The following is a 13583-nucleotide window of genomic DNA, read 5'->3' on the forward strand; positions in this document are numbered from 1 at the left end:
GTCAGGCCAGCCCCGCCAGGCGGGCCTGGTGCGCAAAGTCTGGTTCGGTGGCCACTAGTTCCGCGAATGAGCCCACGGCCACCAGTCGCCCGGCCCGCAGGTAGCCCAACTGGTCGTAGTGGCGCACCGTGGTCAGGCGGTGGGCGATGGTGATGACGGTCAGTTTGCCGTGCATCGACCGCAGGGTGGCGGTGATGGTCTGCTCGGTGGCTGGGTCGAGGGCCGCGGTCGCTTCGTCCAGCACCAACACCCGGGGGTCCGGGTACAGGGCGCGAGCCAGGCCGAGGCGTTGGCGCTCCCCGCCTGACAGGGTCAGGCCCCGCTCCCCCAACTGGGCGTGCAGGCCGCCCGGCCGCTGGGCCAAGTGCCCGAGGTGCACCTGGCCCAGCACCTGCGCGACCCGCGCCAGGTCGATGTCCTGTCCCCAGGTCAGGGCCACGTTTTGGGCGAGGGAGGCGTCGAAGAGGGCCACCTCCTGCGGCACGTAGCCGATGCGGGCCTGCCAGGCCGCCAGCACCTCCGCCAGCGGTCGGTTATCTAGCAGCAGTTGCCCGGCCGTGGGGGGCAGCAATCCCACCAGGAGGTCTGCCAGGGTGGTCTTGCCCGCCCCCGACGGCCCGACGATGCCGAAACTGGAGCCCAGCGGAATGGTCACGGTGAGGTCTTGCACCGCCGGGCGGCGCTGCCCGGGGTAGCGGTAGGCCACTCCCCGCAGGCGCAGGGCCCGCGGCGCGTCCGGGAGCGCCGTCCCCTCCCCCACCGCCGCGGGCGGCCGTGCCCGCAGCGCCCGCGCCTGCTCAATATCGGCCAGCACCGCCTCCAGGTGTGGCAGGTTGCTGCTGGCGGTGGTCAGGATCGTCTGCGTCTGCACGATAGCCGGGCCGAGACGGAAACCCGCGACGACGAAGAGCGCGACAGCGCTCAGGGCCGCGCGGGGGCCTGCGGTGAGGTAGGCAAACGCCCCCACCAGGAAGACGCCGCCCACCAGCCCGGCCTCCAGCAGGCGCGGCGGGGTGGTGCCCAAAAAATGCAGGCGGGCCCGCGCGGCGGTAGCGTGCACCCGGCCCGCGTGCACCACCGCCGCCACCTCGGCGGCCTGCCGACGCAGGGTTATTTCTTTCAGGGCGTGCACCATTTCGGTGACCAGTTTGACCGTCCGCAGACTGTAATCCAGGTTGCGTTGCCCCGCCGCCAAGGCCCGGCGCACGATCCCCAGATATAGCGCCACCGCCAAGACCGTCAGATAGCCGAGCGCCACCAGGGCCGGGCCCGGCGCCGCCCAGCCCACCACTACTACCACCACCGCCAGCGTCACGGCCTGCTGCGGCAGCGCCAAGCACGGCAGTAACACCCCGGAGACAGTGTTGGCGATGCCCACGTCGGCTAGCCGCACTAGCTCCGCCGTCGACCGGGCAGGCCGCCGGGCCCAGGGACTGTGTAGGTAGGCCGCCAACAGTTCGTCCCCCACCTGCAATTCGTAGCGACAAAACCGGCGACTGGCGTGCCACTGCAACAAGATCGCCAGGCCTGCCTTGCCCACTAGCAGGCCGCACACCACGGCCAGCAGCTGCCCGCTGTCGGCCCCCAGCACCTGCCCGGGTCCCTGCTCCACGCGCCGCAACCAGGCCGCCAACAACGCCAGCGCCGCCAAATCCAACAGGGCCACCACGCAGCTGCCGAACACAAAACGCCGCAGGTAGCCGCGCGCTGTCGGCGGCAAAACCGCCACCAAGCGCCCCACGCCGCGCCCCAGCCGCCTCATCGGGCATCCCCGGCCCACCGCTGCCCCCGGCCCGGGCGCCGCGCCCACGCGTACCGCCATGCCGCCGCCCGCCCCCACCAGCCCGCCGGGCGCGTCGGCACCACGGCGGCCCACCGGGCCGCCGCCCGCCACCGCCGCGCCGCCACCTGCACCTGGGCCGCCTCGCGCGCCTGGCGGGCTGCCGCCCACAGGTCTGCTTCGCTGCGTGACAACGCCCACCCCAGGCGTGGCGCCCACCGCTCCCAGGCCGCGAGCTCCGCCTGCGCGGCGGCCAGCTCGGTGGCGCGCGCGGCCGGGGCGGCCGCCAGGGCGGGCAGCAGGGTCTTGCGGACCACCCGGACGGCGAGGGCGGCCCGCACCTCCACCTCCAGCTCCGTCACCCAGGCGGCCTGGCGCAGGTGGATGGCGGGGGCCAGCAGCTGCGGCAGGCTGAAGCGGCGCGCGGTCACGGGTGCGGGACCGTCGGCGGTCTGTCGGTAGCGGGGAAAGGTGGGCGGGGCGAGGTCCACCCGCTGGGCGCAGGCGAAGACGTGGGCGGAGTAGGCCAGGTCCTCCCCCGTGGCCAGGCCGTCGGTCATGGCGATGCCGTGCGTGGCCAGCAGGGCCCGCCGCACGAGGAAGGCCGGGCTGGTGCGGTAAAACAGGCGGTCGCGTACCACGTGCAGGTCGCGGCGCCGCCCGGGCCGCACGGGCGGGATGTCGGTGCGGCCGGTGTGGGCCGACCACAGCGGCAAGATGAGGGCATCGACTGGCCTGCGCGCCAGATAGGCGGCCCAGGCCGGGCCGCTGCCGGGCTCGCAGTAGTCGTCCGACCCCAGGCAGGTCACCCACGGGGCGGTGGCGGCCGCCAGGCCCACGTTCAACGGGGCGGCGGGCGAGGCGGTGCGGTCAGGGCAGGGCAGCACTTGTGCCCGCGATCCGAAAGCGGCCAGGCGGGTGGCCAGCGCTGCCGGGTCCAGCTGGTGGGCGACGACGAGGGCGCGAGTGGCGGTGGTGCCGTCCAGCACGGAGGCCACCGCCCGCTCCACCGGCCGGTCTGGGCGGTGGGTGGCGATCACTACCTCAACCAGGGGGCTGGGCATCACTCGGTGGGCGCGGCGCACGCGTCGATGCGGTAGACGGCGGCCGTGCCGCCGCGGGCCACCGGGGTCAGGCCCGCAAACGGCACGAAACCGGATAGTCCCCGCGAGGTACCGACGGAGCGTTCTTTGTTGTGCCAGTAGGTGTGGGCGTCGAGGTAGACGTGGGTGATGCCAAGGCGCCTGACGGTCCGGCACACTTCCGGGTAGCGGTGCAGGTGCCGAAAGTAGCGGTAGAGGTAGCGTTCGGGCCAGTTGGAGGCGCGCTCGAACAGTTGCGGATTGACGACGGGCCGGTTGCCGAGGGCCTGCACGTAGCCCGCCCCCAGGAAGGGGTCCCCGAGCACGAAGGCGTCGGCCGGGAGCGTGGCGTCCAGGGAGTAGATCATCTCCAGCTCGGCCTGCGACGCCATGATGGTGGAGTGGCCGGAGGTGGGGTCGTAGACCCGGTGGGCGAAGAAGTTGCGGGCGGGCACCGCCAACGCCCCGCAGGCCACCGCACCAGCCAGGAGCACGACGCCGGGGCGCCCCGCCCGCTGCCAGCCCCGCGCCGCGAGGTGGGCGCCCAGCCACCGCCCGCCCGCCCACAGGCCGAGGCCTGCCAGCAACAGGGCAGGGATGAGCTGGACCATGGAGGTGCGGTGCACCGACATGTACCACAGGCCCGCCACTGGCACGAGGGGCCCCTGGCGGGAGACCGCGGTGAAGGTCAGCAGCCAGCCCCCCAGGTAGGCCCACACCAGCCAGGGCGGTCCGTGGCCGCGCCGCACCGCCACCAGGCCGCCAATGGTGCCGACTAGCAGCAGCAGCTGGACGATGATTACCGTGACTATCACGTAGGAGTCGGAGTTGCGCGGCAGCAGCGGCCATAGCAGTGTCGTCTTGTAGACGGCCCCCACCAGGGAACCCGGGTACGTCTGGAAGGCCGTCAACATTCCCTGGAATTTGCTGCTCAGCAGCGGTACGACCGCCACCGTGAGCGCCAGCGCGCCGCAGGCCGCTAGCACGCTGCCCAGTTCCCTCACGGTGCGCCGCCGATTCCCGGACCGCCACAGCCGCACTTGGCGGCGCCCGAAACGATAGAGGCCGAAAGGCGCGACTAGCACGAGGGCCGAGTAGGTCACCGAGGCGTGCACCGTGCAGGCGCCAAGCCAGGCCACCAACTGCCACCCCAGCAGCAGGACCGCCAGTTGCCAGCTGCGCTGCCGCCGCAAACCACGCCAGGTGGCCAAGCTGCCGGCCAGCAGGGCGGGCAGCAGCGCCTGGCCGAGCGAGTTGGGCAGCACCGGGTAGATGGTCTGGGTGAAGGTAGGAAACACTAGGCCTAATCCGCCGACGGCGACGACGGCGGCGCTCAGGTAGGGGGTGCCGGGCCGCATGAGTGCCGCCAGCAGCGCCAGGCCCGTCAGCCAGATGAGGCCCACCACGCAGGCGAAGAGGGTGACGGCGGGGGCGAGCTGCCGGTGGGGGGCCAGGATGGCCAGGAGGTCGTGCCAGCCTGCCAACACCGTTGTCGACGTCGTCTCCAGCCCGAACATGCGGGTCAGCCCGCCGAAGCTCGACCCATTCCCGGTGTCCTGCACCAGCCACACCGCGTTCATGTGGTACACCGGGTCCCAGGCCTGGATCGGCCACCGGGGCTTAGTCGCCCACAGGACCGGCCCGGCCAGCAAGGCCCACACCACCCCCACTAGCCAGTAGGTGGCGGGGGCCACCGGCAGGGGGGCGACGAGCCACCCCCATCTGCGTGCCTGCCGCCCGGTTAGCCAGGCCGCCACCGCCAGGCAGGCGAGGCTGGCCGCCATGGTCCCGGTGTGCCACCGCAGCCCCACCAGGTTCGCGCCGATGGCTCCCAGGCCCGCCGCCGCCACCGCCGCCAGGGGGGCTAGGGCGAGGGCGAGCAGGCCGCGTAGTCCGGCCAGGCGGGCCACCGCCCAGCCCGCGCCGAAGACCACCGCCAGTTGGAAAACCAGGAGGGGCAGGTAGCTCAGCCATTGGCCCATCGCAACCGCTCCCCCCACCGTGTCTGTGCGCGCTTCTTCTCGCGGGTAGTAGCGTACCTGTCTGCCCCACCCACCACCGGCGCGGGCCGGTCAGAAGGGGGGTTCGATAGCCTCCAAGGGAGGCGGGGCTGCGTGGTAGTGTGACGCCGTGAATCTTGCCCCCACCGACGACTCCCTGGCCTGGGCCAAGCTGGCGGAGTTCTTCCCCAGCCACGGCACGGTGCTGGACATCCCCAAGCACATAATTGCGGGCAAACGGGTCTTGGTGACTGGGGCGGGGGGCTCCGTTGGATCGGAGATCTGCCGCCAGGTGGCCGCCTGTGAACCGGCCAGCCTGGTGCTGCTGGACCGCGACGAGTACGCCCTGCACAGTCTGTCGCTGTCGCTGTTCGACCAGGCCCTGCTAGACACCCCGAACTTCGTGCTCGCTGACATCCGCGATGCCGACACGGTGCGGGAGCACTTCTTGCACCATCGCCCCGAGGTCGTTTTTCACTCCGCGGCCCTCAAGCACCAGCCGCTGCTGGAGCAGTATCCGCGGGAGGCTTGGAAGACGAATGTGCTGGGCACCGCCAACGTGCTGGCGGCGGCACAGGAGGTGGACGTGGAGCGGTTCGTGACGATCTCCACCGACAAGGCGGCAGATCCCACAACGTACCTGGGCCACTCTAAGCACCTGGCTGAACGTTTGACGGCGTGGATGGGGCAGCAGCAGGGCGGCAAGTACGTGTCGGTGCGGTTCGGCAACGTTATCGCCTCCCGCGGTTCGGCAATCTGGACGTTCCGGCACCAGCTCCTGCAGGGGGTGCCGGTCACGGTTGTGCACCCGGAAGCCAGCCGCTACTTCATGTCCATCTCCCAGGCCTGCTCGCTGGTGTTGCAGGCCGCCGCGATCGGCGAATCCGGCGAGGTGCTGGTCCTCGACATGGGGCAGCCCGTCAAGATCGTCGACTTGGTGGCCCACCTCGCCAAGGCCCTGGACGTGCCCGACTACGAGGTTGTCTTCACGGGACTGCGGCCAGGTGAGAAGCTGCACGAGGTCCGCATCGGCTACCACGAGTCCAATGACCGCCCGCGTCATCCGATGATTTCGCACGTGCAGGTGCCGTTGCTCGATCCGACTTTGCTGGGAGCGCCGCCCTGGTGAGGCGCGCGGGGTGGCGCCTAGTGCCGCTGCGGCCCCTTCTGCCATGCTTCGGGTATGGATAACCCGCGCGCCCTGCACGTCAACGACATTGCTTCCTCGCCGCTGCGCTTGCTAGCCGCCGCGACTGAGGCGGGTTGGCCGTGGGAATTCATTGATCGCTATCGGCGCCCCGCCGGGGCGAGCCGGGCGCAGGATGCTTGGGGGGCAGCCAAGTGGGCGGCCCGCCTGTGGCGCGCGTCGCGGCACTTCGACCTGCTGCATGTGCATTACGGCCTCATGGCCCGCCACGCGCGTTTTACCCGCAAGCCGTACTGCCTGCATTTTCACGGCTCCGACGCGCGTACGGTGCAGTACATGCCGCGCTACCGCAAGCACATCGTGACTGCCGCCCGCGAGGCGCTCGCGGTGTTCTTCGCCACCCCCGACATTCGCACCCACACGCTGGCGCTGCGCAGCGACGCGATCTATCTGCCGATCCCGATCATGGTGGACCAGTTGCCGACCTGGCAGCCGCCCGCCCGGCCGCGCGTGTTCTTCGCCTCGCGGTGGGAGGCAGTCAAAGGGCTGGCCACCCAACTGGAGATCGCACGCCAGTTGCGCGCAGCCCGCCCCGACGTCGAGCTGGTTGGCTTGGACTGGGGTGACGGTGCCGAGCAGGCGCGAGCGGTTGGGGTGCGCACCCTGCCGCAGGTGGCCCCGGACGCCTTCCTGCGGGATTACTTGGCTCGCGCCACCGTGGTGGTGGGGCAACCCACCGGCATGCTAGCCACCAGCGAGTTGGAGGCCCTCGGAATCGGGGTGCCGGTGGCCGCGGCCCTGAATCCGGCCTGGTATGGAATCGCCGGGATTCCCGTGCCCCCGGCCCTGGGCGGGCTGGCGGCCTTTGACGACGTAGACGGGCACGATATGCAGGACTTGGCGGGCCCGCCGCTGGCCGAGAAGACTGCGGCGGCGCTCACGGAACAGGTGGTGGCCGCCTTGGACGATCCGCAGGCCACCTCGCAGCGCATTGCCGGGCGGCAGTGGTTGAGCGAGGTGCACGATGCCCGCCGGGGCGCGGCCACCATCCGGGCGGCCTACCAGCGGGCGGTGGCCGACGGGCGGCTGCGCCCCGCGAGCTGAACCCGGCCCGGCGAGCCGCGCGGCAACGTCAGTGGGCGCGGGCTCGGCGGCGCGGCAGCTGGGCGATGGCTCGGTGTTCGATGAGGCCCCAGGCGGTGAGGAATCCCGCCAGTGCGCCGGGCACTACCCACGCACCCCGCCAGGTCTGTACCGCCAGGACGGCGGCCGCGATAGCCGCCACCGTCAGGGCCAGGCGCACGTACATTGCGGTCCAGTTTTGGCGCTGGCGCCGCCACACGACTGCAATGTTGGCGATCGCGATCGCGGAGGAGCCCAGCAGGTAGGACCATGCCACCCCGGTGATGCCAAGCAGCGGGGTGAGGATCGCTAGGGAGACGAGCCCGAGGGCGGTGCCGATGAGGGCCAGCAACGCCGAATCGCGGATGCCGCGCGCTGTGGCGGAGGTGAGGGCGTTGACGATGGCGACGGTGGCCGTGTTGAGCAGGGTGGACAGCACTAAAATCCGCAGCAGGGGGGCCGCCGCCGCGTAACGCGCCCCGTACATGAAGGTCAGCACCGGTTCGGCAGCGATGGCCAGTAAGCCCATGAGCGGGGTGAGGCTGACGATCAGGCCTTGGGTAGCCGACGTTGTCTGGCGCCGCAGTCCTGCCGTGTCCCCGGCCCCCACGCGGCGGGCCATTGACGGGAAGAGGACCAGGGAGAAGGAGCGGGCCAGCATCGAGATGGGGGTGGCCAGCGCGAGGGCGGCGGCGTACATCCCGGCCTCCACCTCGGTGCCCACGGTTTTGGCCACCAACATTGTTAGCTGCAGCAGCCCGGTGGAGGCGAGGATGCCCACGACTGCCCAGCCCACGAAGGTGTCTATTTCGCGTCGCAGTGCCGGTGGCAGGGGGGCCGAGCGGGCCCGCCACGGCCAGGACACCAGGCCGTACAGGCCGTAGCCGGCCGCCAGCGGTAGCGCGTAGAGCGCCGACAGGTCGGTCAGCAGCACTAGCGCCAGCAGCGCCAGGGCCAGCAGCGAGGCCCCGGCCTCCAGCCAGGTGGCCTGCCGCACCTGCGCCCGCCCGTACTGCACCCCCCGGGTGAAGTTGTACAGGGAAAAGGCCACCGCCAGCAGGCCCGCCACGAGGGCGGCGGGGGCAGACAGGTCGAGCACCCAGTAGGCGAGGGCCACGCAGGCAGGAGCCAGGAGCGCCAGGCAGCCCAGGGTGCGTTTGGCCAGGTGCCGTTCGACGGCAGCGGCCACCGCGGGGCCGTGCGCGACCTCTTCGCGGGCGATGAACTTGGTGGCGGCGCTGCCTGCCGACGATGGCCAGGCCAGGGAGGCGAAACTCGCCAGCGACAGGCTCGCCCCCAGCGCACCGAGGGCGGCCGGGCCTGCAAAGCGGGCCACAAAGTAGTTGGTGAGGAACCGGCCCAGGCCCTGCACGGCGGTGGCCAGCGTGCTGAGCATCGAGTCCTTGACCAGCGACTGTGATTTGGTCATCGCCGGTCCGCGCCCGGCTGCGAGAGGATTGTCAGCACGGGCGAAATACTACCTGCCGGGCGGCAGCCGCAGCCCGCGGGGGTGGGCGACCGCAGACTGGTCGCCCACCCCCTACACCGGTTAGCTAGCTGGCGGTTGGGCTCAGGAACCCGGGCAGGTGGCCCCTAACTGGACTTGTTCGTCGAGCGAGAGCACCCCACCGATGAGGATGCGCTGGCGGGGGCCGTGCCGGGTGAGCACGCCCTGGCTGGGAGCGGGAATGCAGGTTTTGGTGGCGTAAACCAGGGGGCCATTGAGCCGGGCGGCCAGCACCGCCGATGGCAGCGCGTCCACCAGGCGGGTGCCGTTGGCGATGACAACGGGGCCGCCCCCATCGTGGTCGGCGGCTATCTGGGCCGCCACCTCGGCCTCGGTGCCTCCCGCGTATCGGACAGTGGCCTTGTGTGCCTGCAGTTCGCCCTCTATGTCGGCGCTCATCTTCGTTGGGTCTCCCACGAGGTAGACGTTGCCGCTTGCTGTCCCCACCTGCAGGAAGTCAGACACTTCACTGGGCAGGGAACGGGCGCTGCCATTGACTAGGAGCAGGGGGATGTCCGCCCGGCCCGCCGCCGTTCCGGCGGCCAGGGCCCCGGCGTAGTCGAGGCCGGAGACGAGGAAGGCCGAGTTGCTGCCTGTCGGCCATCCGTACCGGGCCACCGCCAGGGAGGTGCGGTAACGATTCGAGCCGCTGATGCGTTCGATGGTGGCGGCTGGGCCGACCAGACGAGAGACTTCCGTGACGGTTTGCGTGCTGATGGCGAGCTCGCCGCCGACGACGATGACCCGCCGGGGGCGCAACCGCTGCAGTTCCGCCGCGGTCTGGCCGGGAAGTGACTTGGTCTCGGCGTAGAGCAACGGGGCGCCGAGCTTGGTGGCCAACGGGGCGGCCGAGACCGCATCCGGCAGGTGGGCCGCCGAGACGAGCACCACGGTGTCGCTCTGCTCTACCTGCTCCCCCAGGTGCCGCGAGACGGCCACCGCCGTGTCGAAGCGACTGCGCCCCTCCAGGCGCAGGCTGCGCGCCCGATAGCGGGTGATGACCCTCGCCATCTCGTTGATGCTGCGGGCGTTATTGGCCTCGGCCGTACCGGAGGGCACCCCGGGGTGTCCGAGGAAGTCGATGTCCGGATTGGAGAACTGCATGCGGCTCGGGCACGGTGCTATTTCCTTGCACTCGTAGGACATGACAGTCCGGGCCACCCCCGGTACCCTGTGCCCAAAGCTGTAGGGGAAGAGGTAGGGCTTTTCGCCTGCGTTTTCCCTGTTATGTTGGGCCCCCAATGTGTGGCCTACCTCGTGCAGGAAGTTGTGCGCACCGGTCGAGAGGGGAACCACCGCTAAGGCGTAGTCGGGCGAGCCTGCCGGATAAGGCACATAGCTAAGCCCACCCAACCACCACGGCACCGATGACGGCACTATCATTACCACCAGGTCAGCGCCAAGAGAGTTTCTGAGAGCGTGGGCCTGTGCCAACCCCTCCTTTCCCTGCTGCAAAAGGTTGAGATCTCGATATATACCCTCTTCACCCTGATACTGCCGATAATCGACAGGCTCGATTGCCAGCAGGTTCAGGCGCAAGGCAATGCCCGACTTTTCCAACGCACCGTTACTTTCAGCCACCCATTGCGGCAGTGTCTGCAACATCTTGGGGCGGGCGATGTTGTCGCTGTAGACGATCAAGACGTCGGCAACCGGGGCCTCGGCGCTCTCACCGGGCGCTCCCCGGCTGCCTGCCAGCGGCGTGGTGGCGGGAATTTCCTCCTCGGGCACCAGGGGGGCGGACGCGGCGCTGGGCGTGGATTCCGGCGGAGCGCTGGTCACTAACACCTGTCCCGGCGTCTCTTCCGCGAGACGAATGGCTTGCCCGGCGTGCTCGACTCGTCCGTACACGCGCCTGCCTGCCGCCCCAGCGGGCACGAAGGCAAACGCCGCCGAGCCTTCCACTCCGGCAGCGTCTGCCACTTTTCCGGTCACCTCCACGATGACGCCCGGCTCGCCCGCTAGGCGGTAGGCCGCCCAAGTTTGGGGCTGCAACCGCCAGCCGCGTGCGGTTAGTGGTGGTAGCGAAACCTCGCCCGTCAATTGTCCAGATGCCCTCTCTCCGGCTCCTGGACTAGCGCCGAGCGCGTCGGGCGCCAGTAGTTGCAGGAGGGATTCGCCGTCCACTTGCCACTCGTCGCCTTGCAGCACCGGCGAAAACGAATTGGCGGTGACTGTCGCGGAGATAACGCCTGGCGCGGAGTGGGCCACGGCAGGGGAAACCAGGCCCGGAAACAGCGCGAGGACGGGGAGAATTGTGAGATATTTTCTGCCCAGCAAGATTCCTCCTTCATTGGCAATGAATGCTTGCGGCAGTAAATTAACACGGCAGCTAAACTTGCCGGATTGTCAACCAGTGAATCCCGCAACATCTCCCACTTTTAATGACATATATTTCCGTTAAGCATTTAACGGTGTAGTTTTTTATGGTTGGTGCCAGTTAGTAACGTTTCAGACCCGCAGTTGTCAAGCGGTCAGCATCGGCGCTGTCCACCCCATTACCTAGCTTCCCTCGCCGCAGGCGGTCGGCGCGCCGACCGCGCCCCTGCCCCTACAGGCAGGCCAGCACGGCCGTAGCGGCCCGCTCCCCGGCGGCCGCCAGGGAGGCGTTGTTGGCCACCCAGGCAGCACGGGCCGCCCGCGTGGCGTGCCACTGCCCGGTCTCCTGCAGGGCGCGCCCCTGCGCGACGAGCGCCGCCAGGCCCGCCTCCACGTCGTCCTCGGTGTAGGGCACCTGGGGGCCAAGCTCGGGTTGCCAGGCCGCCTCGGTGGGCCCCACGCGCAGGGTCGGCGCGCCGCACGCGGCGGCCGCGTAGGCCTTCGACGGCACGGCGAAGCCGTAGTGCCCGGGGCGAATGGTGGCCACCGCCCCCCAGGCCGCGCGCAGCTTGGCCGCGATCTCGGGCCCGGAGACGCGGGGGCGCAGCAGGTAGGCGTCGGGGGGCAGGGGACGCAGGATCTGCGCTATCTCGTCCCAGTCGGGCCCCTGGCCGTACCACTCCAGGCGCACCTCGGGGTGGCGGGCGTACAGTCGCACGAAGGCGCGCGCCAAGAGGGTGGCACCGTGGATCGGGGCGGCCGTGCCCGCGTAAATGAAGGTCGGGCGCGCGGCGGGGGCGACCGGGGCGTAGCTGAAGACGGTGGTGTCCACGCCGTTGCCCACCAGCACGCTGCGCCCACCCAGGGCCGCCACTTTGTCGGCCACCGGCGCGGAAACCGCCAGCACGCGGCGGGCGGCCCGAAACACCCCACCTTCGAGCCGCCGCAGCAACCGCACCACCCACGACCGGTGCCCCTCCCCCGCCGCGGCCTCGTACCATAGGTCGGCCGCGTAGTAGACGAAGGGGATGCGCCGCAGGCGGCAGGCCAGGCGGGTGGCGGTGCCGGTGGTCACGGGCGACTCGCACACGACGACATCGGGGCGGCGGGCCGCAAGCAGCCGCACCACCAGCGGCAGATCGAAGCTGAGGTAGGGCAAAACGCCGCGGATGTAGCCGTTCGCGTCCCGTTTGACCGGCCACCGGCTGACGGCCTGCTCTGCGCCCGGATCCAGGCTGGCGGGGACCGCGGCGGTTAGCACCCGCACCCGGGCGCCCCGCCGCAACAGCTGCTCTCGCAGGGCCGCCAGGCGCCAACTCGCGGCGGCGGGCTCGGGCGCCCAGATCCGCGACACGATAAGCACCCGCGGGCGCGCGCTAGCCGATTTCGTCACCGGGTCAATATACTCCAGCCCCGCGCGCCCCCTGCGGGATACCAGCGTTCTCTTTCGTGGGCTGCCTGCCCGATATGCTGGCGGTATGACGGCCAGCATCCTGCTCATTTCCTACTCAGACATCGCCACCGACTCCCGGGTGGCCCGCCAGTTGACCGCCGTCAGCAAACTGGCGGCCGTGACCACCGTCGCCTACGGCGCCCATCCCCCCGCCGCCACTGACCACGTGGAGATTCCGCGGGGCAAAGCCTCACTACCATTGACCGCCCGGGGCGCCCTGGCGCTGGCCACGCGCCGCTACCGCCGGGCCGAGGCCGAGATACCCGCGGCGCAGTCCGTCCTGCCCGCCCTGCGGCAACGCCGCTTCGACCTGGTGATCGCCAACGACGCCCGCGCGCTGCCGTTGGCCTTCGCCTGCGCCCACGGGGCGCCCGTGTGGGCGGATCTGCACGAGTGGGCCCCGGAGGAGCGCACCCACGTGCGGGCCTGGCGCTGGTTCATCGCCCCGCTAATGACCGACATTTGCCGCCGCTACCTGCCGCGCTGCGCCGCGACCACCACCGTCGGCGGGGCGATCGCCGAGCTGTACCAGGAGCACTTTGGCGTCTCCCCGCGGGTGGTGCGCAACGCGCCCGCGTACGCTGACCTGCAACCGACTCCCACGGGTGAGACCATTCGGCTCGTCCACTCGGGGGTAGCGGTGCCCGGCCGCAGCCTGGAGGACACGATCGACGCGGTCCAGCAGGCCGGGGAGCGATTCACCCTCGACCTTTACCTGTTGCCGCCCCGCTACGGCAACTACCTGGAGGAGCTGCGGGCCCGCGCCGCCGCTTGTCCGCGCATCCGTTTCCGGGAACCGGTCGCCCCCGCGCAGCTGCCCGCCACTCTCAATGCCTACGATGTCGGGGTGTTTTGGCTCCCCCCCTTCAACACCAACGCCCGCCTGGCGCTGCCCAACAAGTTCTTCGACTTTATCCAGGCGCGGCTAGCGGTGGCGGTCAGCCCCTCGGTGGAGATGTCCCGCCTCGTCCACCAGTACGACCTCGGGGTGGTATCCGAGGGGGCCACCGCTCAGCAAGCCGCCGCGTCGCTGGCCACCCTCACCCCGGAGGCGGTGCGACGTTACAAGGAAGCGGCCCACCGGGCGGCCGCCGAACTCAACTTCGAGCAGGAAAGCCAAACCATCACCGAGTTGGTTTCCTCCCTGCTGTAAAACGCGGCGGGGCGGGCACC

General features: G+C 70.5%; 9 protein-coding genes. 3 read left to right on the forward strand and 6 right to left on the reverse strand.

The window, feature by feature from the left end; all coding sequences use genetic code 11:
* Position 1: 1 nt before the first annotated feature.
* Genes BSZ40_RS05045 through BSZ40_RS11875 form a run of 3 tightly spaced genes read right to left on the reverse strand, consistent with a single transcriptional unit; the run spans position 2 to position 4844 of the window.
* Positions 2-1762, reverse strand: a complete 1761-nt coding sequence (locus tag BSZ40_RS05045; protein ID WP_073824128.1) for an ATP-binding cassette domain-containing protein — start codon at positions 1760-1762, stop codon at positions 2-4.
* Positions 1759-2865: a glycosyltransferase gene (locus BSZ40_RS11870; protein WP_073823949.1), complete on the reverse strand. Its 1107-nt coding sequence runs from the start codon at positions 2863-2865 to the stop codon at positions 1759-1761. Before BSZ40_RS11870 ends, BSZ40_RS05045 begins: the two co-directional genes overlap by 4 nt.
* Positions 2844-4844, reverse strand: a complete 2001-nt coding sequence (locus BSZ40_RS11875; protein ID WP_073823951.1) for a DUF6541 family protein — start codon at positions 4842-4844, stop codon at positions 2844-2846. The genes BSZ40_RS11870 and BSZ40_RS11875 overlap by 22 nt, the downstream gene beginning before the upstream one ends.
* A gap of 148 nt (positions 4845-4992) precedes the next feature.
* Between BSZ40_RS11875 and BSZ40_RS05060 the strand changes: the two genes are divergently transcribed.
* Together BSZ40_RS05060 and BSZ40_RS05065 are read left to right on the forward strand one after the other, a co-directional pair.
* Entirely contained in the window at positions 4993-5991 is a 999-nt protein-coding gene (locus BSZ40_RS05060) for a polysaccharide biosynthesis protein (RefSeq protein WP_073823953.1), read from the forward strand.
* Positions 5992-6045: 54 nt separating this feature from the next.
* Entirely contained in the window at positions 6046-7113 is a 1068-nt protein-coding gene (locus tag BSZ40_RS05065) for a glycosyltransferase family protein (RefSeq protein WP_073823955.1), read from the forward strand.
* 28 nt (positions 7114-7141) lie between these two features.
* Here BSZ40_RS05065 and BSZ40_RS05070 read toward each other — a convergent pair whose 3' ends face one another.
* The 3 genes from BSZ40_RS05070 to BSZ40_RS05080 all read right to left on the reverse strand — a co-directional run bounded on the left by BSZ40_RS05070 (position 7142) and on the right by BSZ40_RS05080 (position 12350).
* Entirely contained in the window at positions 7142-8560 is a 1419-nt protein-coding gene (locus BSZ40_RS05070; protein WP_073823956.1) for a lipopolysaccharide biosynthesis protein, read from the reverse strand.
* A gap of 141 nt (positions 8561-8701) precedes the next feature.
* Positions 8702-10918, reverse strand: coding sequence for a cell wall-binding repeat-containing protein (locus tag BSZ40_RS05075; RefSeq protein WP_073823958.1), 2217 nt, complete (start codon positions 10916-10918; stop codon positions 8702-8704).
* Between the two features lie 271 nt (positions 10919-11189).
* Complete coding sequence (locus BSZ40_RS05080) at positions 11190-12350, reverse strand: glycosyltransferase (RefSeq protein WP_073823960.1); 1161 nt, start codon at positions 12348-12350, stop codon at positions 11190-11192.
* Between the two features lie 85 nt (positions 12351-12435).
* On the opposite strand from BSZ40_RS05080, the gene BSZ40_RS05085 reads away from it, so the two are divergent.
* Positions 12436-13563 carry a glycosyltransferase gene (locus BSZ40_RS05085; protein ID WP_073823962.1) on the forward strand — a complete coding sequence of 376 codons (1128 nt, stop codon included), beginning with the start codon at positions 12436-12438 and terminating at the stop codon, positions 13561-13563.
* The last annotated feature ends 20 nt before the right edge of the window (positions 13564-13583 follow it).

It is taken from the genome of Buchananella hordeovulneris (assembly GCF_001907235.1).
In the GTDB taxonomy this organism is placed as follows: Bacteria; Actinomycetota; Actinomycetes; order Actinomycetales; family Actinomycetaceae; genus Buchananella; species Buchananella hordeovulneris.